The sequence below is a fragment of the Stenotrophomonas sp. SORGH_AS_0321 genome (assembly GCF_031453215.1).
GTDB lineage: Bacteria > Pseudomonadota > Gammaproteobacteria > Xanthomonadales > Xanthomonadaceae > Stenotrophomonas > Stenotrophomonas chelatiphaga.
The window spans coordinates 3,844,990-3,868,668 of sequence record NZ_JAVIZG010000001.1 but is presented as its reverse complement, the minus strand read 5'-3'; the positions used below and the strand labels follow the sequence as shown (position 1 = coordinate 3,868,668).

21 protein-coding genes, 1 pseudogene and 1 riboswitch are annotated in these 23,679 nt (G+C 66.4%); of the genes and pseudogenes, 17 read left to right on the top strand and 5 right to left on the bottom strand.

Annotation, left to right across the window (positions count from 1 at the left end; all coding sequences use genetic code 11):
- Positions 1-2 precede the first annotated feature (2 nt).
- The 3 genes and pseudogenes from QE373_RS17480 to QE373_RS17470 all read left to right on the top strand — a co-directional run bounded on the left by QE373_RS17480 (position 3) and on the right by QE373_RS17470 (position 3,283).
- A pseudogene (locus QE373_RS17480) lies at positions 3-610 on the top strand (TetR/AcrR family transcriptional regulator).
- Between the two features lie 381 nt (positions 611-991).
- Complete coding sequence (locus QE373_RS17475; protein ID WP_057507592.1) at positions 992-1,510, top strand: c-type cytochrome; 519 nt, start codon at positions 992-994, stop codon at positions 1,508-1,510.
- Positions 1,511-1,828: 318 nt separating this feature from the next.
- Entirely contained in the window at positions 1,829-3,283 is a 1,455-nt protein-coding gene (locus QE373_RS17470) for an ExeM/NucH family extracellular endonuclease (RefSeq protein ID WP_309689011.1), read from the top strand.
- Positions 3,284-3,325: 42 nt separating this feature from the next.
- Here QE373_RS17470 and QE373_RS17465 read toward each other — a convergent pair whose 3' ends face one another.
- Both QE373_RS17465 and QE373_RS17460 read right to left on the bottom strand, forming a co-directional pair.
- Positions 3,326-3,793 carry a DUF3011 domain-containing protein gene (locus tag QE373_RS17465; RefSeq protein WP_309689009.1) on the bottom strand — a complete coding sequence of 156 codons (468 nt, stop codon included), beginning with the start codon at positions 3,791-3,793 and terminating at the stop codon, positions 3,326-3,328.
- A 150-nt stretch (positions 3,794-3,943) separates the two neighbouring features.
- Positions 3,944-4,801, bottom strand: a complete 858-nt coding sequence (locus QE373_RS17460; RefSeq protein WP_309689007.1) for an EamA/RhaT family transporter — start codon at positions 4,799-4,801, stop codon at positions 3,944-3,946.
- Positions 4,802-4,846: 45 nt separating this feature from the next.
- On the opposite strand from QE373_RS17460, the gene QE373_RS17455 reads away from it, so the two are divergent.
- The 11 genes from QE373_RS17455 to QE373_RS17405 all read left to right on the top strand — a co-directional run bounded on the left by QE373_RS17455 (position 4,847) and on the right by QE373_RS17405 (position 16,880).
- Entirely contained in the window at positions 4,847-5,521 is a 675-nt protein-coding gene (locus tag QE373_RS17455; RefSeq protein ID WP_309689004.1) for an alpha/beta fold hydrolase, read from the top strand.
- Positions 5,518-6,618: a cell division protein ZapE gene (zapE, locus tag QE373_RS17450; RefSeq protein ID WP_123699904.1), complete on the top strand. Its 1,101-nt coding sequence runs from the start codon at positions 5,518-5,520 to the stop codon at positions 6,616-6,618. The genes QE373_RS17455 and zapE overlap by 4 nt, the downstream gene beginning before the upstream one ends.
- A gap of 555 nt (positions 6,619-7,173) precedes the next feature.
- Entirely contained in the window at positions 7,174-9,570 is a 2,397-nt protein-coding gene (locus QE373_RS17445) for a ribonucleoside-diphosphate reductase subunit alpha (protein WP_057507586.1), read from the top strand.
- Positions 9,571-9,651: 81 nt separating this feature from the next.
- Positions 9,652-10,671 carry a ribonucleotide-diphosphate reductase subunit beta gene (locus QE373_RS17440; RefSeq protein ID WP_057507585.1) on the top strand — a complete coding sequence of 340 codons (1,020 nt, stop codon included), beginning with the start codon at positions 9,652-9,654 and terminating at the stop codon, positions 10,669-10,671.
- Between the two features lie 441 nt (positions 10,672-11,112).
- Positions 11,113-11,517, top strand: coding sequence for a hypothetical protein (locus QE373_RS17435; RefSeq protein ID WP_123699903.1), 405 nt, complete (start codon positions 11,113-11,115; stop codon positions 11,515-11,517).
- Between the two features lie 299 nt (positions 11,518-11,816).
- A complete protein-coding gene (locus QE373_RS17430; RefSeq protein WP_309688997.1) occupies positions 11,817-12,221 on the top strand; it encodes a hypothetical protein in 405 nt (134 codons plus the stop codon).
- A 241-nt stretch (positions 12,222-12,462) separates the two neighbouring features.
- Positions 12,463-13,386, top strand: a complete 924-nt coding sequence (locus tag QE373_RS17425) for an XVIPCD domain-containing protein (RefSeq protein WP_309688994.1) — start codon at positions 12,463-12,465, stop codon at positions 13,384-13,386.
- Positions 13,387-13,510: 124 nt separating this feature from the next.
- Positions 13,511-13,924 (top strand): acyl-CoA thioesterase, encoded by a 414-nt coding sequence (locus QE373_RS17420; protein ID WP_123699900.1) that lies wholly within the window; start codon positions 13,511-13,513, stop codon positions 13,922-13,924.
- 44 nt (positions 13,925-13,968) lie between these two features.
- Positions 13,969-14,790: an NAD-dependent protein deacetylase gene (locus QE373_RS17415; protein WP_309688989.1), complete on the top strand. Its 822-nt coding sequence runs from the start codon at positions 13,969-13,971 to the stop codon at positions 14,788-14,790.
- Positions 14,791-14,866: 76 nt separating this feature from the next.
- Entirely contained in the window at positions 14,867-15,967 is a 1,101-nt protein-coding gene (locus QE373_RS17410) for an NADH:flavin oxidoreductase/NADH oxidase (RefSeq protein WP_080335134.1), read from the top strand.
- A 454-nt stretch (positions 15,968-16,421) separates the two neighbouring features.
- The gene (locus QE373_RS17405; RefSeq protein WP_309688973.1) at positions 16,422-16,880 is read left to right on the top strand and encodes a hypothetical protein; all 459 of its coding nucleotides are present in this window, start codon (positions 16,422-16,424) and stop codon (positions 16,878-16,880) included.
- Between the two features lie 21 nt (positions 16,881-16,901).
- Here QE373_RS17405 and QE373_RS17400 read toward each other — a convergent pair whose 3' ends face one another.
- Positions 16,902-17,822, bottom strand: a complete 921-nt coding sequence (locus QE373_RS17400) for a LysR family transcriptional regulator (RefSeq protein ID WP_057507581.1) — start codon at positions 17,820-17,822, stop codon at positions 16,902-16,904.
- A gap of 121 nt (positions 17,823-17,943) precedes the next feature.
- On the opposite strand from QE373_RS17400, the gene QE373_RS17395 reads away from it, so the two are divergent.
- Both QE373_RS17395 and purU read left to right on the top strand, forming a co-directional pair.
- Positions 17,944-18,213, top strand: a complete 270-nt coding sequence (locus QE373_RS17395; protein WP_309688969.1) for a DUF2798 domain-containing protein — start codon at positions 17,944-17,946, stop codon at positions 18,211-18,213.
- A 131-nt stretch (positions 18,214-18,344) separates the two neighbouring features.
- Positions 18,345-19,196 (top strand): formyltetrahydrofolate deformylase, encoded by an 852-nt coding sequence (gene purU, locus QE373_RS17390; protein WP_309688965.1) that lies wholly within the window; start codon positions 18,345-18,347, stop codon positions 19,194-19,196.
- A 99-nt stretch (positions 19,197-19,295) separates the two neighbouring features.
- On the opposite strand, the gene pncA is transcribed toward purU, so the two are convergent.
- Both pncA and metE read right to left on the bottom strand, forming a co-directional pair.
- Positions 19,296-19,922 carry a bifunctional nicotinamidase/pyrazinamidase gene (gene pncA / locus QE373_RS17385; RefSeq protein WP_309688962.1) on the bottom strand — a complete coding sequence of 209 codons (627 nt, stop codon included), beginning with the start codon at positions 19,920-19,922 and terminating at the stop codon, positions 19,296-19,298.
- A gap of 91 nt (positions 19,923-20,013) precedes the next feature.
- On the bottom strand, positions 20,014-22,317 hold the full coding sequence (gene metE, locus QE373_RS17380) for a 5-methyltetrahydropteroyltriglutamate--homocysteine S-methyltransferase (RefSeq protein WP_309688959.1): 2,304 nt from the start codon (positions 22,315-22,317) through the stop codon (positions 20,014-20,016).
- Positions 22,318-22,534: 217 nt separating this feature from the next.
- Positions 22,535-22,766: riboswitch (cobalamin riboswitch) on the bottom strand.
- A 96-nt stretch (positions 22,767-22,862) separates the two neighbouring features.
- Between metE and QE373_RS17375 the strand changes: the two genes are divergently transcribed.
- Complete coding sequence (locus tag QE373_RS17375) at positions 22,863-23,636, top strand: hypothetical protein (protein ID WP_309688957.1); 774 nt, start codon at positions 22,863-22,865, stop codon at positions 23,634-23,636.
- Positions 23,637-23,679 lie beyond the last annotated feature (43 nt).

Below are 23,679 nucleotides of genomic sequence, written 5' to 3'. Positions count from 1 at the left end.
ACATGGCCTACAAACGCTCCCCGCTGATGGAAGAACGGATGGCGGGAGAGCGCGCGAGCGGATCCTGCTGGCGGCCCGTGAACTGGTCGCGGCGGGCGGGTACCGCAACGCACCGGTGACCGCCGTGGCGGCCCAGGCGGGGGTGTCGACCGGGTTGATCTACCGCCACTTCCCGTCCAAGGCCGAACTGTTCGTGGAAGTGTTGAGCGCGGCGGTGGAGCACGAGGTGCAGATCCTGGAAGGCATCGCCGCCGGCAGCGAATCGGCCCCGCAGCGGCTGCGGCTGGCGATCACCGCCTTCGTGCGGCGCGCGTTGGCCGGCCCGGGGCTGGCGCATGCCTTCATCGTCGAGCCGGTGGACCCGGAAGTGGAAGCCGAACGCATGCGTGGACGCAGGCGCTTCGGCGACGTGTTCCGCCGGCTGGTGGAAGACGGCATCGCCAGCGGCGCCTTCCCGGCGCAGGACGTGGACGTCACCGCGGCCTGCATCGTCGGTGCCTTCACCGAAGCACTGGTGGGCCCGACCGCGCCAAGCCGCCAGGCGCATCGCGACGAGCACGCCCTGGCTGACTCGATCAGCGCGTTCTGCCTGCGCGCGGCAGGCGGCTGATCACCCGCGCCTCGGTGGGTGACATCAGTGCCTTGGTGGGTGACGACCGTTGCAGGCTGTGTAACAAGTTCGACCTTGTCGGCCGATGGCGAAATTGTCGCCATTTTTCGCCCTGCTACGCGAGATCTGCATAGTTGCATGTCTGCCGGAGGTCCAGATCTCGCGTAGCTCGACCGGGCCCGGGCTTGTTACACAGCCTGCGTTGGTCGTCACAACCCCGCAGCCGGTAGCGCCCAGCCACGCTCGGCGAGCACAGCGGCATGCCCACCGCTCCCCATGCTGCACTGCGCTGTTGTCCACGGCGAAGCGCGTTCTATACTCGGCCGGCAGGCTCATACGCTCAGCCGTGGTCCATCGACTATCAGCCAGGGGTAACGAAGAGTGCGGAATCATGATCTTGAGTTCCTGAAACGCTTTTCCATGGTCATCGGCCTGCTGGCCCTGATCACCCTGGGGTTGATCTTCCTGGCGGCCTGGCTGCACACGCGGATTCCCGCCGAGGTATCGCCCACGGCCGCGCTGCGTACCGGCCAGCGCATCGCCCCGGCTGGTGCGGTCTACGCCGGCAGCACCGGCGCTGCGGCGCAGGCCGCGGCCCAGGCGGCCGCGCTGGCAAAGGCCGCCTCGCAGGTGGCCTACGGCGGCACCACCGACGGCAAAGTGATCTACGACAACCTGTGCACCGCCTGCCACACCACCGGTGTCGGCCTGGCCCCCACGCTGGATCATTCGCACTGGGATGCGCGCATCGCGCAGGGCAAGGAAACCCTCTACAAGCACGCCATCGAGGGCTACACCGGACCGGACGGCGGCATCATGCCGCCCAAGGGCGGCAACCCCGCACTGACCGAAGCGCAGATGCACGCCACGGTCGACTGGATGATCGGCAACCTGAAGTAAGACAGGGGTCAGAGTCAGGGGTCAGAGTCAGGGGTCAGAGTCAGGGGTCAGAGTCAGGGGTCAGAGTCAGGGGTCAGAGTCAGGGGTCAGAGTCAGGGGTCAGAGTCAGGGGTCAGAGTCAGGGGTCAGAGTCAGGGGTCAGAGTCAGGGGTCAGAGTCAGGACTCTGACCCCTGACTCTGACTCTGACCCCTTCTTTGGACCCCTTCTTTGCCGCTTGCGGCCACCGGCGGCAAGACGCATCAGGCTTTCATGTTTTGTGGTTACAGTGGCGGCATTCCCCTTCCGTTGCCGCTGTAACTGTCTGGAGCCGTTGTCGATGCGCCGTTGCCTGCTTGCCTTTGCCGTGGCCTTGTCCGTTTCCCCCGCCTTTGCCCAGCCGCAGCTGCAGCCGCAGACCGCGCCGCAGGCGATGCCGGGCCAGTTGGCCAGCCCGCAGGGCGCCACCCTCACCCTGGCCCGTGCGCCGACAGACTGGCGCGCGCTGGATGGCAAGTATGTCCGCATCGCCGCCCCGCTCACCCTCGCCGGCACCGACGGCCTGGAGCGTTTCGGCCAGCTCACCGTGGCCTTCGAAGGCCGCCTGTGGCAACCCACCGAAGTGGCCGTGCCGGGCAGCGCTGGCTACAGCCAGGTGATGGCCGACAACCAGCGCCGACGCCTGCTGCTGGATGATGGAAGCGACGTGCGCGACCCGCAGCAGGTGCCCTACCTGGCCAGCGACGCGGTGCTGCGCACCGGCATGCAGCTGCGGGGCGTGGAAGGCCGCGTACGCGTGGACGCCGAGGGGCGACCGAGCCTGCAGCTGGGCCGCGCGCTGGACCTGCCTGCGCTGCAGCGTCCGGCGGTGCCGCAGGTGCAGGGTTCGTTGAAGGTGGCCGCGTTCAACCTGGAAAATTTCTTCAACGGCGACGGCAAGGGCGGCGGCTTCCCCACCCTGCGCGGGGCCAGGACACTGGACGAACACCACGCACAGCTGAACAAGCTGATCGCCACCATCGGCCCGCTGGATGCGGACGTGGCGGCGCTGATGGAGCTGGAGAACGATGGCTACGGGCCGCAGTCGGCCATCGCCACGCTGGTCGATGCGATCAATGCCGCCCCCGGCAGCCATGGGGACTGGCGCTTCGTCGATGCCGGCAAGGGCCCGGGCGAGAACCCGATCCGGGTCGGCATCATCTACCGCGCCAGCCGGCTGACCGCGCTCGGCACGCCGGCCACGCTGGAGGGCGGTACCTTCGTCGAACACAGCCGGGTGCCGCTGGCGCAGGCCTTCCAGGCCAAGGGCGGTGCGCCCTTCATGGTGGTCGCCAACCATTTCAAGTCGAAGGGCTGCCGCGATGCCAGCGGTGCCGATGCCGACCAGAACGACGGCCAGGGCTGCTGGAACGCTACGCGGGTTGCCTCGGCCCAGCAGTTGAACGCCTGGATGCAGGGCGACCCGACCGGCACCGGCGCCCGCGATGCGGTGCTGTTGGGCGACTTCAACGCGTATGCGATGGAAGACCCGATCCGCGCGCTGCGCAGCGCCGGCTGGCAGGACGCCTTCGCGGTGGCCAAGGTGGAACGTCCCTACAGCTACGTCTACAACGGCTACAGCGGACGGCTGGACCACGCGCTGCTCAATGCCGGCATGGCCCGTCGCCTGGCCGGTGCGGCCGAATGGCACAGCAACGCCGACGAAATGGACGCCAGCGGCTACCAGCAGCGCAACGTCGAGGGCCCGTGGCGCAGTTCCGACCACGATCCGCTGCTGCTTGGCTTTGATCGCTGAGGCGTCGCCGGGAATGACCGGGCGACGTCCCGCGCCAGGCGGTCAACGCCAGTAATAGCGCTCGATCCGGAACGTGGCCCGGCAGCCATTGGAGACCCAGATGGCGCCCTGGTCCTGGCCCCAATCGCGGCCCTGCACGCAGGGCGAGCGCGATTGCTGCTGTACCAGGTGCACGCTGTCCTTGTGGGACAACTGGACCTCGCAGCGGACGTAGCGGCGGTCTTTGCTGCCGCAGTTGACCAGTTGCGAGGAGCGGTCGGCCGGCGGGGCGATCTGGATGGTTTCCGCGTAGGGGTTGTAATCGTAAGGCGGCGCGACGACGGGACGCGCGGGCCGTGTTTCAGCATACGGGTTGTAGGGCGGCGGCGGCGGGTACTCCACGGTCGTGGACGGGTCCAGCGGGTAGGCCGGTATTGTGTCGGCGTACTGCGCGTAGCCGGCTGTGCTGCAGCCTGTCAAAAGGGCGCACGCCAGACCGACGGAATGCCACGGCTTGTTCTGATGTTTCATGCCAATGCCTTCGGATAGATCAGGACATCTGCACTGTAGGGATCGGTCCGCAGCCAGTGGCGCCACGACTGCGAACCCGGTCGCAACATCAGATTTATCGATGGATTTTTTGGTCCATCGGTGTAGCAACCTATTTGCGTGGCGCTGACGTCACCCGCGCGCGATCAGGCCGATCGCCAGCACCGCCAGTGCCAGCCCACACCGGTTCCACCGGCTGGTGCGTTCGCCGAAGCCGAACACGCCGACCAGCGCGCCCAGTACCACTACGCCGATGTTCATGCCGGCGAACACCGTGGCCGGGCTGTCGGGCAGGGCCTGGTGCGCATGCACGTAGAACAGGATGTTGCCGCCGTTGAGCAGGCCGAGCAGTGTACCGGCGCCGAGGTTGCGCCACGCCAGCCGGCTGCGGCGCCGGGCATGGCGCCATAGCTGCAGGGCCAGCATCAACAGGAAGGCCAGGCTGAAACACACCAGCAAGGCAGCCATCGACGGGGTGCCGGACAGCGCGACCTTCTTCAGCAGGATGTCCACCGCCGCGAACCCAATCCATACGCCGATCAGCCAGCGCCAGCCTGCCGGCGCGGCGTCCACTGCCGGGCCGCGCGGACGCACGCTGATGGCCAGCATCGCCACCAGGCCCAGGCCCAGCCCTGCCAGCTTCCACGGCGTGGCGGTCTGGCCGAAGAACGCGAACGCCGCCAGCAGCGATAGCAGCAGCGACAACCGCTGCGCCACGTCGCTGCGCACGATGCCGGCCACCGCCACCGCGCGACCGAGCACCAGGAAGATCGCAGGCAGGATCACCGCCAGCGCCAGCAGGGCCGCCCACGGCGCTTGGCTGGAGTGCAGCGAGGCCAGCGGCGGGCGCAGCACCAGGCCGGTCATCGCCGCGGCCACCAGGTAGTTCCAGGTGACCATCTGGCTGACATCCAGCTGCCGGCGGCGCGCCAGTTTCAGCAGCACCGACACCAGAACGCTGCAGATCACCGCGAAGACAAGGAAGTACATGGGGGCCGGGAGCAGGGGACGGGTGGGGGACGCTATCATGTTGCCATGCGCAATCCTCCTTTCCCCCCGCAGTCGGACACCCTCGTGCTTGCCGGACCGGTCGGTCCGCTGGACGTCGCCGTTGATCTGCCCAAGCCGGAGGTGCCGGCCCAGCCGGTGACCGCCATCGTCTGCCACCCGCTGTCCACCGAGGGCGGCACGATGCACAACAAGGTGGTCACCATGGCCGCCAACACGCTGCGCGACCTCGGCGTGACCACCGTGCGCTTCAACTTCCGCAGCGTCGGCGAATCGGCCGGCAGCTTCGACCACGGCAACGGCGAACAGGACGACCTGAAGGCCGTGGTGGCGTGGGTGCGCGATCAGCGCCCGGACGACCAACTGTGGCTGGTGGGCTTCAGTTTCGGTGCTTTCGTTTCCTTGAAGGTCACGGCGGACGTGCAGCCGCAGGCATTGGTATCGATCGCCCCGCCGGCCGGGCGCTGGGACTTCGGCGGCATCCAGCCGCCGGCACAGTGGCTGGTGATCCAGGGCGAGCAGGACGAAATCGTCGATCCGCAGGCGGTGTACGACTGGCTGGACAGCGTGGACGCGCCGCATGAGCTGGTGCGCATGCCCGACACCAGCCATTTCTTCCATCGCAAGCTGATCGACCTGCGCGGAGCGATCACCCACGGGGTGAAGCGCTGGCTGCCGCTGCAAGCGGACCCGGCGGCATGAGCGAGGCGGTGATGACCCCTTCGCGGCGCTATGCCGAGGGCGTGGCGCGCGGCGAATGGCAGGATGACCCGGCCCAGCACGCCGCGCTGGCCGAGCTGGACCGCATCCACCTGGCGCTGCTGGAAGATGCCGACGACGGCTGGCTGGACCGGTTGTCGTCGTTCTTCAAGAAGCCCGAAGCGGTCAAGGGCCTGTATTTCTGGGGCGGCGTTGGCCGCGGCAAGACCTTCCTGGTGGACCTGTTCTACGACGGGCTGCCGATCCAGCAGAAGTACCGCACGCACTTCCACCGTTTCATGCGCGGCATCCACGAACGCCTGCGCGAGCACCAGGGGCAGAGCGATCCGCTGGCGAAGATCGCACAGGAGTGGCGCAGCAAGCTGCGCGTGCTGGTGCTGGACGAATTCTTCGTCACCGACATCGGCGATGCGATGCTGCTGGCGCGCCTGCTGGAGCGCCTGTTCGCCGAGGGCGTGACCCTGGTGACCACCTCCAACACGGCGGTGGAGAACCTGTACCTCAACGGCCTGCAGCGCGACAGCTTCCTGCCGGCCATCGACCTGCTGCAGCGCTACTGTGTGGAACTGTATGCCGAAGGCACCGAGGACTACCGCATGCGCGCGCTCACGCGTTCGCCGGTATACCGCGCGCCGCTGGCGGCCGACAGCGATGACTGGCTGGCCAGCCGCTGGGCCGACCTCAGTGGTGGACAGCCGGCGAAGGCTGGCAACATCGAGATCGAAGGCCGCAAGATCCCGGTGCGCGGGCGCGGCAAGAGCATCGCCTGGTTCGATTTCCCGGCGCTGTGCGAAGGTCCGCGCGGACCCTCGGATTACATCGAGATCGCGCAGGAGTTCAACACCGTGCTGCTGGGCGGCATCCCCGCCTTCGACCGCAACAACGAAGACGCCGCACGGCGCTTCGTCAACCTGATCGACGAACTGTACGACCGCCACGTCAACCTGGTCTGCACCGCCAGCACCTCGCCGGTCGAACTGTATACCGGCAACCGCCTGCAGGGCGCCTTCGAGCGCACCGCCTCGCGCCTGATAGAAATGCAGAGCGCGGAGTACCTGGGTACCGCGCACAAAGCCTGAGTCCACCGCCACCCGCCTTCCCCAGCCAGCTTCGTGCACGCTGCGTGAGGGTCACTGTTGCGTTGATCGCGACCCGCTGTCACGCCAGAATCGTGCGCTTCGGCCTTGACTGCGCACCCGTTTCTGGCGGGTGCCGCCGCGGCCGGGCGGGGTCGAAAGCGCTGATCCTTGCGCTGCAAGGGATTAGGAGAAATCCCTACATTTGGCGTTGACGGACCCCTTTACCCCCACTATCTTGTGGCCGTCGGTGTCTTCGACCACAAGTCGAGGGCACGGACGGGAAGCCTGGACCCCTGCCCGCAGGGACTCCGGCACTGCCCCGCAACGGTACTTTCGGGAGCCTTTCCGTCTTGCCGACAGCCGCATGTGCACATGTGCGGCGCTGGCTGCGTGATCTCTGATCGGATGACAGGTTTTGCAGGGTGCGGTGTGCGGGCTTTCCGTCGCTGTCGCGCCTTTTGCGACACCCTTCTTTCATCCTTGGATTGATCCGCACCGGAACGTGCCTGCCCAGGCGCGCCGTGCATCCCATCTCACGCCCAGAGGACCACCGCCGTGACCACCGAAAACAGCGCCACCATCGACAAGGAAAGCGAGTTCCTGCTTACGTCGCCGCCGACTGCCAACACCATGAGTGTGACCAAGCGCAACGGTACGACCGAGCTGGTGGACCTGAACAAGATCGTCCGCGCGGTGCAGCGTTCCTCCGAAGGCCTGCATTCGGTCGATCCGATGCGCGTGGCCACCCGCACCATTTCCGGCCTGTACAACGGCGCCACCACGCAGGAGCTGGATGAGCTGTCCATCCGCACTTCCGCCCTGCTGATCGGTGAAGAGCCCGAGTACGGCCGCCTGGCCGCGCGCCTGCTGGCCAACTTCATCGCCAAGGAAGTGTCCAACCAGGAGATCCACGCGTTCTCGCAGTCGGTCGGCCGTGGCCACGAAGTGGGCCTGATCAACGACCGCCTGCTGGGCTTCGTGCAGATCAACGCACGCAAGCTCAACGATGCGATCGATCCGACGCTGGATCTGAACTTCGATTACTTCGGCCTGCGTACCCTCTACGACCGCTACCTGCTGCGCCATCCGCACACCCGCAAGGTGATCGAGACCCCGCAGCAGTTCTTCCTGCGCATCGCCAGCGCGCTGAGCGAAGACGTGGCCGAGACCCTGGCGCTGTACAAGCGCATGGGCAACCTGGATTACCTGCCGTCCTCGCCGACGCTGTTCAATTCGGGTACCACCCACGAGCAGCTGTCGTCCTGCTTCCTGCTGGATTCGCCGCAGGATTCGCTGGAATCCATCTATTCCAAGTACGGCGACATCGCCCAGCTGTCCAAGTTCAGCGGCGGTATCGGCGTCAGCTACACCCGCGTGCGTTCGCGTGGCTCGCTGATCAAGTCCACCAACGGCCATTCCAACGGCATCGTGCCGTGGCTGAAGACCATGGATTCCTCGGTAGCCGCGGTGAACCAGGGGGGCAAGCGCAAGGGCGCGGCCTGTGTGTACCTGGAAAGCTGGCACGCCGACATCGAGGACTTCCTCGAGCTGCGTGACAACACCGGTGACGAATCGCGCCGTGCGCACAACCTGAACCTGGCCAACTGGATCCCGGACCTGTTCATGAAGCGCGTGGAGGCCGACCAGGAATGGTCGCTGTTCGATCCGCGCGTGGTCCCCGAATTCACCGACCTGTTCGGCGACGCCTTCGAAGCGGCGTACCTGCAGGCCGAAGCGCAGGGCAAGGCCAACCGCACCATCTCCGCACGCAAGCTGTACTCGCGGATGATGCGCACCCTGGCCGAGACCGGCAACGGCTGGATGACCTTCAAGGACAAGTGCAACCGCGCCAGCAACCAGACCCTGCGTCCGGGCAACGTGATCCACCTGTCCAACCTGTGCACCGAAATCCTGGAAGTCACCTCGGCCGAAGAGACCGCGGTGTGCAACCTGGGCTCGATCAACCTGGGCAACCATTTCGACGGCCACGGCGAGTTCGATTTCGACAAGCTGGCCGACACCGTGCGCCTGGCGATCCGCCAGCTGGACCGCGTGATCGACCTGAACTTCTACCCGATCGAATCGGCACGCCGCGGCAACCTGCGCTGGCGTCCGGTCGGCCTGGGCTGCATGGGCCTGCAGGACGTGTTCTTCCGCAAGCGCCTGGCCTTCGACAGTGCCGAAGCCCGCGCGCTGTCGAAGAAGATCGCCGAGACCATCTACTTCCACGCGCTGGAAACCTCGGTCGAACTGGCCCAGGAACGTGGCAAGCACCCGTCCTTCGCCGACACCCGTGCGGCGAGCGGCGAGCTGCAGTTCGATGCCTGGAACGTGGTGCCGGAAGACACCGCGCGGTGGGATGCCCTGCGTGAGCGGATCAAGGAACACGGCCTGCGCAACTCGCTGATGATCGCGATCGCCCCGACCGCCACCATCGCCTCCATCGCCGGCTGCTACGAGTGCGTGGAACCGCAGGTGTCCAACCTGTTCAAGCGCGAGACGCTGTCCGGCGATTTCCTGCAGATCAACCGTTACCTGGTGACCGAGCTGAAGAAGCTGGGCCATTGGACGCCGGAAATGCGCGATGCGATCAAGCTGGCCGACGGTTCCATCCAGGGCATCGCCCAGATCCCGGAAACGCTGCGCCACGTGTACCGCACCGCCTGGGAACTGCCGATGCGTTCGCTGATCGACATGGCCGCCGACCGCGGTGCCTTCATCGACCAGTCCGCCTCGCTCAACCTGTTCATGGAAAGCCCGAACATCGGTGCGATGTCGTCCATGTACATGTACGCCTGGAAGCAGGGCATCAAGACCACCTATTACCTGCGTTCGCGTCCGGCCACCAAGATCGCCAAGACCACCGTCAGCAGCCACGTTGCCGCCGTCGATCCGGTCGATGCCATTGCCTGCTCGCTGGAAAATCCGGAAAGCTGCGAGGCGTGCCAGTAATCGGCACGCTCCGTCACATCATCGTAGAAGCGGTAGCGCCGAGCCATGCTCGGCGTTGTCGCCGTGAAACAAGGAATCACCATGGCCGATAAACCCAACCAGATGCTGCTCGACCCAGGTTTCGAACTGACCCTGCGTCCGATGCGCTACTCGCAGTTCTACGAGATGTACCGGAACGCGATCAAGAACACCTGGACGGTGGAAGAGATCAACTTCCAGATCGACATCAGCGACCTGCATTCGAAGATGTCGCCGGCCGATCGCCACCTGATCCACCGCCTGGTCGCGTTCTTCGCCACCGGCGATTCGATCGTGTCCAACAACCTGGTGCTGAACCTGTACCAGCACCTCAATGCGCCCGAAGCGCGCATGTACCTGTCGCGCCAGTTGTACGAAGAAGCGCTGCACGTGCAGTTCTACCTGACCCTGCTGGACAACTACCTGCCGGATCCGGATGAGCGCGTCAAAGCCTTCGCCGCGGTGGAGAACATCGATTCGATCAAGAAGAAGGCCGACTTCTGCTTCAAGTGGATCGATTCCATCCAGGACCTGCGCCGGATCGAAACGCGCGACCAGCGCCGCCAGTTCCTGCTCAACCAGATCTGCTTTGCCGCCTGCATCGAAGGCCTGTTCTTCTTCGCTGCGTTCGCCTACGTGTACTACTTCCGTTCGCGTGGCCTGCTCAACGGCCTGGCGTCGGGTACCAACTGGGTGTTCCGCGATGAAAGCGCGCACATGGAGTTCGCCTTCGAGTGCGTGGACGTGATCCGCGAAGAAGAGCCGGACCTGTTCGACGATGCGATGAAGCAGCAGGTGTACGACATGCTGGCCGAAGCGATCGAGTGCGAAGTGCAGTTCGCCGAAGACGTGCTGTCCGGTGGCGTGGCGGGTATTTCCACCCGCGACATGCGCCAGTACCTGCAGCACTGCGCCGACAACCATTTCCACCGCCTGGGCATGGAAAAGAAGTACAACGTGCGCAATCCGCTGTCCTTCATGGAACTGCAGGACGTGCAGGAGCTGACCAACTTCTTCGAACGCCGTTCTTCGGCTTACCAGGTCGGCGTGAAGGGCGAAGTCGCCTTCGACATGAACTTCTGATCGGTAACGCGTAACCGTGGTGGCGCCGAGCCATGCTCGGTGTAGTGACGGCCGCTGGCCGTCAACCACACCCGTCAACGCGCGACACTGAAAAAGGGACGGATGCGACATAATCGCTCCGTCCCTTTCTCATGCATGACCGACCAGCCCGACACCGTGCCGCTGAGTGTCCACGGTCAGTCACCTGCCTGACCCCAGACGTCGTGCTAGATTCGCGAAAGTGGGATCGGCGCGAGAGGTCCGTTCATGGATACGTGGGTCGAAAAGTGCGCTTCTTCATCAACAGATGGATGTCGGGGCCGCCCCTTGGTCGCCGCGTGTCGCTGCCTCACACTGATGATTGTGGCGTTGTTCCTGTCAGCGTGTTCGAGCGGTGCGCCACCACGCCCCTCACATCATTTGAACCAAAGACAGTCCGTCAATCCAGGGAGTGAAACTGGTATGGAGCGATTCAAGAACGACATCGAGCGTCTGACCAGCGTGCGTTTTGATGATGTCGACTCATTGAATAAACAGCTTCACACGCACTTGGGAGAAACGACGCGACAGGATCTTATGGACGAGCGGATCGCAGAACGCGGAATGTTGGGCGGCCTTGAGGTCCGGAACATCAAGCTGAGAAGTGCTGCCGACGATCCTGCGCATGCGAACCTGATCTTTGAGGTCGCGCCACCGGGCATCGCGCTGGAGGAAATCATCTGGGAGGACTCCATCGTAAATCCCCCTCATCCCGATGCGCCTGGCTCCCGCCCTTACTGGTCTGCGCAGGTTAACGGTGCCAAGGTCGTGCTCGGGCTCGCCGCTGACAACGTGACGCTAACTTACGTATCGATCAGCCAGCACTGACCCTCTGTCATGGTCAACGAACCGCAGCGTGGAGCGCGCGAAGAAGGATTTTGATTGCTACGTGCTGGATTTGCGAAAGTGGGATTGGCGCGAGAGGTCCGTTCATGGATACGTGGGTCGAAAAGTGCGCTTCTTCATCAACAGATGGATGTCAGGGCCGCCCCTTGGTCGCCGCGTGTCGCTGCCTCACACTCGCTATTGTGGCGTTGTTCCTGTCAGCGTGTTCGAGCGGTGCGCCACCCATGCCCTCACATCACTTGAACCAAAGACAGCCCGTCAAATCAGCGAGTGACATTGGTATGGAGCGATTCAAGAACGACATCGAACGTCTGACTACGGCGCGTTTTAGTGACCTCGATGCGCTGAGCGAACTGCTTCGTACGCGTCTGGGAGAGCCGACTCGACAGGGCCTGACGAACGAGCGGACCGGCGAGCGCGGAATGTTGGGCGACCTTGAGGTCCGGAACATCACCTTGAGAAGTGATGCCGACAATCCTGCGCTTGCAAGGCTGACCTTTGATGTCGCGCCACCGGGCGTCGCGCTCGAGGAAATCATCTGGGAGGACTCCACCATCGATCCACCTCACCCCGATGCGCCTGGCTCCCGCGCTTACTGGTCCGCGCAGGTGAACGGTGCCAAGGTCGTGCTCGAGCTCGCCCCTGACCATAAAACGCTGACCCACGTATTGATCAGTCAGCGCTGATCCCCTGTCATGGCGCAGGAGCGACACCATGGAGCGCACTGAAGAATCTGCACTGCCACAGCAGCAGGAGGGTGGCCGCCCAGTCGCCGCACGTCGTCCGGCTTCACCATTGGCTGACCCCTCGTTGGTACCGTTGCTGGCGAAGTCCCCAACGCTTCAAGCGGCTCTCTCCCAGGCGAGGCGCGACGGTATAGTCATCGAGTGGGGACCAGCCGGTGGGGGTACCTCTCTTGCTCCCGGTGTGAAGATCATCATTGACGAGAACGCGATCGGGCAAGGCTCCAGCATCGCACGTTCTCTTTCTCACGAAGTTGGGCACCACCTCTTCACCGAAGTCCCGGATCGGACTTCCAAGCAATCCTACGTAAATAGTATGTTGCGAGGCGAAGCAGCTGCGACGCTCAGCAACGTCCAGGTCCAACGCGAAATTGTCGCGGCCGGGGGACCGGACATTGGCGTGTCGGGTACGGGAAGTCGGCCACAGCAGTATGGAGCCATTGCGGTGGAACTCCAGGCCGGGCGCATCAATCGTAGCCAAGCGCTTGGACAGATTGCTGAGGTGTTCAAGACGGAGGCTCCGTCTGTTGGTCCCCATGCGACATACGAGCAGTACTACGGCGCGTACTACGATCAGCACATAGCACCTTCGCAACGGCGGCGTAGGCCGGAGCCAGCATCTGACAACGAGCGCACTGCGGTTGCTGAGCGAGCTGGCCCTGTCACCGACGACTCGACTTCACTGCCTCGCGTGTCCTGTTCAACAACGGAGCTCGGTGATGCTGACCGTGCTCTTTACACGCAGATAAGGGCTGGCGTGGAGCGCCTGGATGCCGAGCATGGCAAGCCGTGGGACGACTCGAGCCAGCGCATGACCGCGAGCCTGTTGGTGCTGGCGAAGGAGCAGGGACTTTCGCGGGTTGACCATGTTGTCCTCAACAACCCGACAGACAACCTCGCTCGTGGTGAGAGGGTCTTCATAGTGGAGGGAGCAATCGATGATCCTGCCCATCGCAGAGGACATATGAATACGATGGATGCGCTGCGTGCGCCTGAGGCGGAGTCGCTGCATCGTGCTGATACGTTGAGTCAATCGCAGGCAGCGAGCCTTGAACAGCAGACGGCACAGCCCGTTCATACGCAGGACGGCCCGTCATTCTTGAGATAGGAGCATCGCTGCGGCATCGGAGGCGTCGATGGCTCGGCGCCCAGTGCAGTGAGATCCGAAGTGTAGCGCCGCATGCACGCCACCTGCCTTAGAATCCGCCTCACCCCCCAGCCGACCCGTCCCCATGACCCCCATTCCCGACACCGTGCCGCCCATCGAAGTGCGCATGGCGGAGATCGTCTTCCCCAACCACACCAATCACATGGGCACGCTGTTCGGTGGCCAGGCGCTGGCATGGATGGACAAGGCTGCATTCCTGGCCGCCGCGCGCTACTCGCGCCGCACCGTGGTCACCGCGCGCAGCGACCAGGTCGATTTCAAGCTGCCGATCCGTATCGGCCAGATGGTCGAAACCATCGGCCGTATCGTGGAAGTTGGCCGCAGTTCGATGAAGGTGCAGGTGGAATTGATCGCCGAAGACCTGCACAACGGCGAGCGCAAGCTGTGCACCCGCGGCCACTTCGTGATGATCGCGCTGGATGACGAAGGCCATCCCACTGCGGTCCCGGCATTGCCTGAAGCCGCGCCGGACGCCTGAGCCGGCGCTTGCACGGTGGCCGGGCTGCCCCCATCTGAGCAGGTATGAACCAGCCGCTGACCGATTTCATCACGCGCGCCCGCCGCCTGTTCGTGCTGACCGGCGCCGGTTGCAGCACCGCCTCGGGTATTCCGGATTACCGCGATACCGATGGCCAGTGGAAGCGCACCCCGCCGGTGACCTACCAGGCCTTCATGGCCGAACCGGCCACCCGCCAGCGCTACTGGGCGCGCAGCCTGGTCGGCTGGCCGCGCTTCGGCCACGCCGTGCCCAATGGCACCCACCACGCGCTGGCCGCGCTGGAAGCCAGCGGCAAGCTGGAGGTGCTGCTGACCCAGAACGTGGACGTGCTGCACCAGCGTGCCGGCAGTGCCAACGTGATCGACCTGCACGGCCGGCTGGACCGCGTGCGTTGCATGGGCTGCGAACAGCGCAGCGGCCGCGAGGAGCTGCAGCAGCGCCTGATGGCGGCCAACCCGGGCTGGGACACGCTGGAAGCGGGCATCGCACCGGATGGCGATGCCGACCTGGAGACCGATTTCTCCGCCTTCAACGTGCCGGACTGCCTGCACTGCGGTGGCCTGCTGAAACCGGACGTGGTGTTCTTCGGTGAGAACGTACCGCGCGAACGCGTCGCGGCCGTGCATGACCACCTGCAGCGCGCCGATGCGGTGCTGGTGGTGGGCTCATCGCTGATGGTCTATTCGGGCTTCCGCTTCGTGCAGGCTGCGGCCAAGGCCGGGCTGCCGGTGGCCGCACTGAACCGGGGCCGCACCCGTGCCGATGAACTGCTCGCCTTCAAGGACGAGCGCGACTGCGCCGAAGCGCTGGCGCCATGGCTCGGCGCTACCAGCACGATCCTGTGATCCAACACAGCGCTTGATCTCCAACCCCATCGGCGCTGCAATAGTCCCCTGTCTTTTTCCCCCTGCGAATCCCCACGTGAGCCAGCTGCTGTCGCCCGTCACCTTCGGGCCCCTGACCCTGCCCAACCGCATCGTGATCGCGCCGATGTGCCAGTACTCCGCCGAAAACGGCCAGGCCACCGATTGGCACACCATCCACCTGGGCAACCTGTCCCAGTCCGGCGCCGGCCTGCTGATCCTGGAAGCCACCGCCGTCGAGCCGCGCGGCCGCATCAGCCATGCCGACCTGGGGCTGTGGGACGACGCCACCGAAGCCGCGCTGGACAAGGTGCTGCAGACGGTGCGCCGCTGGTCGACGATGCCCATCGGCATCCAGCTTGGCCACGCCGGTCGCAAGGCTTCGGTGTCGCGTCCGTGGGAAGGCGGCAAGCAGATTCCCGCCGATGACGACAATGGCTGGACGCCGGTCGCGCCGTCCCCGCGCCCGTTCCACGCCGGCAACCCGGCCCCGCACGAACTGACCGAAGCGGAGATCGCCGGCATCGTCGAAGCCTTCGCCGAAAGCGCACGCCGCGCCGAGCGCCTGGGCATCCAGTTGATCGAACTGCATGCCGCGCACGGTTACCTGCTGCACCAGTTCCTGTCGCCGCTGAGCAACCAGCGCACCGATGGCTACGGCGGTCCGCTGCCGAACCGCATGCGCCTGCTGATCGAGGTGTACGACGCAGTGCGTGCGGCGGTATCGCCGTCGATCGCCGTGGGCGTGCGCATTTCGGCCAGTGACTGGGTTGCTGGCGGCTGGGACATCACCCAGACCGAGACCGTGGCGATGATCCTGGAGTCGCGCGGCTGCAACTTCCTGCATGTTTCCAGTGGTGGCCTGGACGAACGCCAGAAGATCGAGATCGGCCCGGGCTACCAGGTGCCGTTCGCTGCGGCGATCAAGGCCAAGGGCCGCATGCCGGTGATCGCCGTGGGCCTGATCACCGAGCCCGACCAGGCCGAATCGATCCTGCGCCACAACCATGCCGATGCCATCGCCCTGGCACGCGGCATCCTGTACGACCCGCGCTGGCCGTGGCACGCCGCCGCTGCACTCGGCGACAGCGTGGTGCCGGCCCCGCAGTACCTGCGCTGCGAACCGCGCGAAGCCCGCGGCGTCTTCGAAACGCGCTGACCCGGTAGTGACGGCCGCTGGCCGTCATGCCCGTGCCCTGGCGCTTGGTAGGTGACGACCGTTGGTCGTCACGCCGTGGCCCCGGGTAGTGACGGCCGCTGGCCGTCATGCCCGTGCCCTGGCGCTTGGTAGGTGACGACCGTTGGTCGTCACGCCGTGGCCCCCGGTAGTGACGGCCGCTGGCCGTCATGCCTGCGCCTTGGCTCCTGGTAGGTGACGACCGTTGGTCGTCACGCTCCAGCCGGAAAAACACAGATTCCCTCATGGACGCGATCAGCCCCGGCTGCGCACGATAGTCCCGCTGGTGCCCGTTGGCCCAGCCGGGATAGCAGTCCCGAACTTGATTCAACCATCTGGCTCTGTTGTTGTCCTCTGGGCACGGCGGAGAATGCACCGTGTTGCCAGCTCCATGGCGGACGGTGTGTGGGGATCCTCGATCCGCCGGCCCAGTTTGATGGTTGAGTCAGCCGGCACTGCTACCCGCACCGTCCGCCACCTTGCGCTCCCGCGCAGGTGGCCTTCCACGCTGCGAGGTCACCGATGCTCGACAACGCCCAGACCGATCCCACGCCGTCCTCCACCCCCGCCCGATGCCGCAGGGAACACGGCGCACAAGACCACCTTCGAACTGCTCGAACTCGCTGCACGCTTCCGTCATCCGGCTGCCGTTGCCGCCCTGCTGGAAGCCTGCATCATCGAAAGCGACGGTGACGCGCAGATCATCGCCCGCACGCTGGCGGCCATCGTGCACGCACAAGGCGTGCGTGATTTCTCGCAACGAAGCGGCGTATCGTGCCGCCAGCTGAGACGCGAGCTGACCGGCCGGCGCCCGGCCCAGTTCGCCACCGTGCTGCAGGTGACGCGTACGTTGGGCCTCAGCCTGCACCTGACCGCGACCGGTAGGGACGGCTGATGACCGTCCGCCCGTTGACCGTCACCCCGCCGGCACCTGCCATGCCACCGGCAAGCCCGCCTGCAGGTGCTCGAACAGCACACGGATGCGTGCGGTGAAATCGCGCCGGTCGCTCAGGCAGAAGAACATCTCCATCGGCTCCGGCCGCCACGCCGGATCATCGCCCAGCACGGCCTGCAGGCGACCGTCGCGCAGATAGGGTTCGGCGACGAACGCGGCCAGCCGGGTGATGCCGCCGCCGGCCGCGGCCAGTTCGGCCAAGGCATCGATGTCGTCGCAGATCATCCCCGGCTGCATGGTCGCCTCGACGCGGCCCTGTTCGCCCACCAGCCCCCACCGCAGCGGACGGCCGTCGGCGGGGAAGCGGAACAGCAGCGCGCGGTGATCGGCGAGCTGCTCCGGTGAGGTCGGGGTGCCGGCCCGTTCCAGATAGGAAGGGGCGGCGCAGAACACGAACGGGATGCGCGCCAGCGGGCGTGCCACCAGCCCATCCTGCAGCTGTGCGCCGATGCGGATGCTCACGTCCACCGACTCTTCGGCGTGGCGCACGGCGCGGTCGGACAGGCGCAGTTCCAGCTGCAGCTGCGGATACCGGCGTTGCAGGGCGGGCAGCATCGGCGCCAGCACGTGGCGCCCGAACGCGCGGCTGCAGCCGATGCGCAGCGGCCCGACCGGTTCGATGTCGCCGCTGCTGATCGCCGCCTGCGCACCGGCCAGGTCCGCTTCGATGTGCTGCACCTTGGCCAGGTACAGCGCGCCCGCTTCGCTGAGTGACAGCGAACGGGTGCTGCGATTGAACAGGCGCACCCCCAGGTGGGCCTCCAGCCGGCTGATGTTCTGGCCGACCGCGGTGGCGCTGATGCCGAGTGCGCGCGCCGCGCCGGCGATACTGCCGGCTTCGGCAGTGCGGGTGAAGGTGCGGATGAGCTGTAACAGGTTCATGACCGCACAGCCTGCCATGGCCGGGGGCAAAGTTCTGCTTCGGACTGCCCCAAGCACGCAGGGGCTGCAGCGGCGCTGCGCGTCAGGCATGCTGGGAGGCTGTTCCTGCACGGCCCCCTCCATGTCCGATTCCACTGCGTTGCCGGCCCGCCGCGGGCTGAAGTTCGGCCATCGCGCCACGCCCTATGTGTTCGCCTTTTTCATGGCCGGCATCATGGCGATGCTGATGTGCCTGGTGATCACCGCGGCCCATGCCGGGGTGGACGCGGCCTACCTGGGCCGCGTGCTGGAGGCCTATCTGCTGGCGATGCCGGTGGCGTTCTGCTGCGTGCTGGTGGTGCGCCCGCTGGTGCTGCGGCTGGTAGCGCTGACGGTGCATCCGCCGGGTTGAGGGTAGTGACGGCCGCTGGCCGTCATCCCGGATGCATGCAATGACGGCCAGCGGCCGTCGCTACCGATCAATGCAGTTGCATCTGAGAGCATTTATTCCGCAGCGCAGCAGGCTGCCCTAGACTTGGCCGGATGCGACCCGACTCCATCCTCACCCTGTCCTGCCCGGACCGCACCGGTATCGTCTACCGCGTGTCCGGCCTGTTGTACGACCATGGCTGCAACATCCTCGACGCCCAGCAGTTCGGTGACGAGGAGAGCGGGCGCTTCTTCCTGCGCGTGCATTTCGACCGCGATGCCGGGCTGCCGCTGGATACCGTCCAGGCCGCCATGCAGGCGCTGGCAAGCGACTTCGGCATGGACTGGCAACTGCACGACGGCCGCCGCCGCGCGCGCCTGCTGGTGCTGGTGAGCAAGCAGGGTCACTGCCTCAACGACCTGCTGTTCCGCGCCCACAGTGGCCAGTTGAAGGTGGACATCGCCGCGGTGGCTTCCAACCACGCCGACTTCGCGCCGCTGGCGGCGTCCTATGGCATTCCCTTCCACCACCTGCCGGTGAGCGCGGACACGCGCGAGGTGCAGGAACGCCAGATCATCGACCTGGTCGAGCGCGAGAAGATCGACCTGGTGGTGCTGGCGCGCTACATGCAGATCCTTTCGCCGACGCTGTGCCGCGCGCTGGCGGGCCGTGCGATCAACATCCACCACAGCTTCCTGCCCAGCTTCAAAGGGGCGCAGCCGTATCACCAGGCGCACGCACGCGGGGTCAAGATCATCGGTGCCACCGCGCACTACGTGACCGAAGACCTGGACGAGGGACCGATCATCGAACAGGACGTGGCCCGCGTGGACCATGCGATGACCCCGCGCGATCTGGTGCGGCTGGGCAGCGATACCGAATCGCAGGTGCTGGCGCGTGCAGTGCGCCGGCACGTGGAGCACCGCATCCTGCTCAACGGCCACCGCACGGTGGTGTTCCGGTAGCGCCGGCGCGATCACAGCAGCGCGTCGTGTGGCGGGCATCACGATGCCGGATGGAATCCGCCGAGCACGGCTCGGCGCTACCGGGCGCTACCGGCGCGATCAGAGCAGGGCGATGCCGGCCGTTGCCAGGGCCTGGCGCGTGGCGTCGTCGTTGTCGGCGCTGACCGGTCGGGTCAGGTCCCAGTGGAAGCCCACGGCGAAGCCGGCACTGGCTGCATCCTGCGCGGTCCACAGCACGCAGTAGTCGCGCGCCAGCCCGCACACATGCACTTCGCTGATGCCGCGTTCGCGCAGCCAGCCGGCCAGTCCGGTTGCCGGACGCGAACCTTCCGGGCCGTGGTTTTCGCGGAACGCGCTGTACGAATCCACCAAGGGGCGGGTGCCTTTGCGCAGCACCAGGTCGGCCGCATTCCAGTCCAGGCCGGGATGCAGCATGGCGCCGGCTGACCCCTGCACGCAGTGGTCGGGCCACAGGGTCTGCGGATGGCCGTGCAGCTGGATCTGCGCGAACGGCTGCTGGCCGGCGTAGTGGCTGGCGAAGGACGCATGGTTGGCCGGATGCCAGTCCTGGGTGGCGACCACGGTGCGGTACCGGCGCTGGGCCAGCAACGCGGCGATCGGTGCGACCACGGCATCGCCATCGGCGCAGGCCAACGCGCCGCCGGGCATGAAGTCCGGTTGCAGGTCCACCACGATCAGGGCCACGTGGGCGGGCAGGGGCGTCATGGGAAAATCCGTGCAGGGGAGCACGCAGCGTACCGGGGTACAGGGCGCAGCGTCGAGGGCGGCGGCAGCGTGCCGCCGCCCTCGTTCGTGGTCAGGCCACGCTGGCCTCGGCGTGCTCGGCACGCAGTTCGGCTGCGGCCGCCACCAGTGCCTGCAGTGCCGCGCGGGTCTCCGGCCAGCCACGGGTCTTCAGGCCGCAGTCCGGGTTCACCCACAGCTGTTCCGGCTTCAGCACCGCCAGTGCCTTGCGCAGCAGATCGACCATCTCCGCCTTGTCCGGCACGCGCGGGGAGTGGATGTCATACACGCCCGGCCCGATCTCGTTGGGGTAGTTGAAGCGCACGAAGGCATCCAGCAGCTCCATCCGCGAACGCGAGGTCTCGATCGAGATGACGTCGGCATCCATCGCCGCCACCGAGTGGATGATGTCGTTGAACTCCGAGTAACACATGTGCGTATGGATCTGCGTGGCATCGCGCACCCCGCTGGTGCTGATCCGGAACGATTCCACTGCCCAGTCCAGGTAGCTGCGCCATTGCGCGCGGCGCAGCGGCAGGCCTTCGCGGATCGCCGGTTCGTCGACCTGGATCACGCCGATGCCGGCGGCCTCCAGGTCATTCACCTCATCGCGCAGCGCCAGGGCGATCTGCCGGCAGGTGGCATCGCGTTCCTGGTCATCGCGCACGAACGACCACTGCAGCACCGTCACCGGGCCGGTCAGCATGCCCTTCATCGGCTTGCGGGTGAGCGACTGTGCATACTGCGACCAGCGCACCGTCATCGGCCGTGGACGGCTGACATCGCCGAAGATCACCGGTGGCTTCACGCAGCGCGAGCCGTAGCTCTGCACCCAGCCATTGCCGGTGAAGGCGAAGCCTTCCAGCTGCTCGCCGAAGTACTCCACCATGTCGTTGCGCTCGAACTCACCGTGCACCAGCACGTCCAGCCCCAGTTCTTCCTGCACGCGAACGCAGTGCGCGGTCTGCTGCTCCAGGAAAGCCTCGTAATCGCCCAGCGACAGCTTGCCGGACTTGTGCCGGGCGCGTGCTTCGCGCACGTCCAGGGTCTGCGGGAACGAGCCGATGGTGGTGGTGGGCAGCAGCGGCAACTGCAGCGCGGCGTGCTGGGCCAGGCGGCGCTGCGGATAACTGCCGTGGCGCCGGGCATCGGCGGCGGACAGGCTGGCCAGGCGCGCGGCGACGGCCGGGTCGTGCACGCGCGGCGAGCGGCGGCGGGCCTCCAGCGCCTCGCGGTTGGCGCTCAGCCCGGCGTCCGCCGACGGCTTGCCGTCGAGCGCATCGGCGAGCACGCGCAGTTCTTCCAGCTTCTGCCGCGAAAACGCCAGCCAGCTGCGCAGTTCTTCGTCCAGCTTCTTTTCCAGGGTCAGGTCCACCGGCGAATGCAGCAGCGAACACGACGGTGCCAGCCACAGCAGGTCCGCACCGCGATCGGTCTGCGCATAGCGCGCCAGGATCAACGCATTGTCCAGCTGGGTGCGCCAGATGTTGCGGCCGTTGACCAACCCGGCCGACAGCACGCGGCCGGCGGGCAGCGCCTGCAGCACCGCATCCAGCTGCTCCGGTGCGCGCACCAGGTCCACGTGCAGGCCGTCCACCGGCAGCGCGGCGGCAAGGCTGAGATTGTCATCCAGCGCGCCGAAGTAGGTGGCCAGCAGCAGCTTCGGTGGTGTCCCCGCATTGCCGCCCAGCACCGCGTAGGCGCGTTCGAATGCCGCGCGGGCGCCCGCGTCCAGGTCCTGCACCAGCAGCGGTTCGTCCAGCTGCACCCAGTCCGCACCGGCCGCGCGCAGCTGGGCCAGCAGGTCGACGTAAGACGGCAGCAGCGCATCCAACAGGTCCAGCGCGGCCGACCCATCGGTGGTCTTGGACAGCAGCAGGAAGCTGACCGGCCCCAGCAGCACCGGGCGGGTGTGGATGCCCAGCGCCTTGGCTTCGCGGAATTCGGCCAGCGGCTTGTCACCGCGCAGCGCGAACGCCTGCCCGGCCTGCAGTTCCGGCACCAGGTAGTGGTAGTTGGTATCGAACCACTTGGTCATCTCCAGCGCATGCAGGTCGATGCCATCGCGTTGCAGCCCGCGCGCCATCGCGAAGTAGGCGGCGAGCGGCTCGTGTTCGGCCAGGGCGCGGTAGCGGGCGGGAAGCGCATCGAACAGGAAGGCGGTGTCCAGCACCTGGTCGTACAGGCTGAAATCGTTGCTCGGCGGCACGTCCACGCCGGCTTCGATCTGCAGCTTCCAGTGGCGTGCACGCAGCGCGGCGGCGCTGGCCTGCAGGGTGGCGATGTCATCCTCGCCACTCCAGTGGCGTTCAAGGGCCCGCTTCAGTTCGCGCTTGGCGCCGATGCGGGGAAAACCCAGGTTGGTAACGGTGGTCATTGCAGCGTGTCCTCATTGCATGTCGGCATTGAGGAACGAAGGAACTGCAGGGTGCCGCGCGCCGTTGCCGGCCCACGTCCCTCCTGCCAGCGACCTTCGCCCCCGCGGGCGAACCGGATGCCGTGGACAGGCGCACGTGCCGACGCGTCCCGCTGGCGGCGGGACGGCATGGGCCGGGCAACCTCCCCGCGGAGATTCCAGGTCGAATCGAAGGACGTTCAGGTCCTCCGGCCGGGGCCGGTATTCGGGCTGTTGGACACGGACGTTGCCGCCCACCTAGTGTCCGCCGCTTCCCAGGCCGTGGCCCAGTGCTGTTGGCGGAGGTCGTTTCCATTCACCGCTGCGGGGCAGCTCCGGAATACGTGCACGGGGCACGGTCACCGGATTCCCGTTTAAATCCATCCTTTCATTCGCATGAAGAGATGAATACCTTCGGCGAGCACAAGGTAGGCTCAAGCGCGGCATCGGTCAAGGGGCCGGCGCCGCACTGCATCCAATGCGCCGCCTGCTGCGTATCTGTCCATGAGCCCGCTGCGGACCCTGCCATGCGCTACCCATCGTTGCCCTGCCTGCTGTTGCTTGCCGCCGCTGCCGCGCCTGCCGGTGCCGCCGTGCTGCGCGTGGAAGGCGAGGCGCTGGCGCCGAAGGGGGGCCGGGCGCTGTACCGCGAAACCCATTATCTGCAGGACGTGGGGGAGCAGCAGGCGCGGCTGGTGCTGTACCGCTGCAACGACGGACGCGCGTTCGCGCGCAAGTGGATGCCGGCCGCCGCCAATGCGCAGGCACCGGATTTCGAGTTCGTCGATGGCCGTGACGGGCGCCGCGAGGCGGTGCAGTCCCTGGGCCCGCAGCGCCGCGTCAGAATCCGCGCCTCCAGCGGTGCAGCCGACGCAGCCAGGACCCTGGACATGCCCACGGGCGGGGTGATCGACGCCGGATTCGATGCGGCCGTGCGTGCGCACTGGCCTGCACTGCTGCAGGGCGAAACGGTAGCCTTGCCGTTCCTGCTCACCAGCCGCCAGCGCTGGGTGCCGGTGAAACTGCGCCGGGTCGGTGCGCTGGACTGGCAGGGCCAGCCGGCGGAACGGCTGCAGATGCAGCTGGACGCCTGGTTCGGCTTCGCGGTGCCGGCGGTCACCCTGGTCTACGCGCGTGCCGATCGCCGCCTGCTGCAGTTCGAAGGCACCGGCAACGTACGCGACGCTGAAGGTGGCTGGCCGCTGGTGCGCATCCGCTTCCCCGGCGCGCCGCAGCCGGTCAGCGAAGGCGAGCTTTCCGCCGCACGCAGCCAACCCCTGGTGGCCTCATGCAGCCGATGATGGACTTGCGGTCTGCGCGCCGAGCAACGAGGATGCAGGTCTG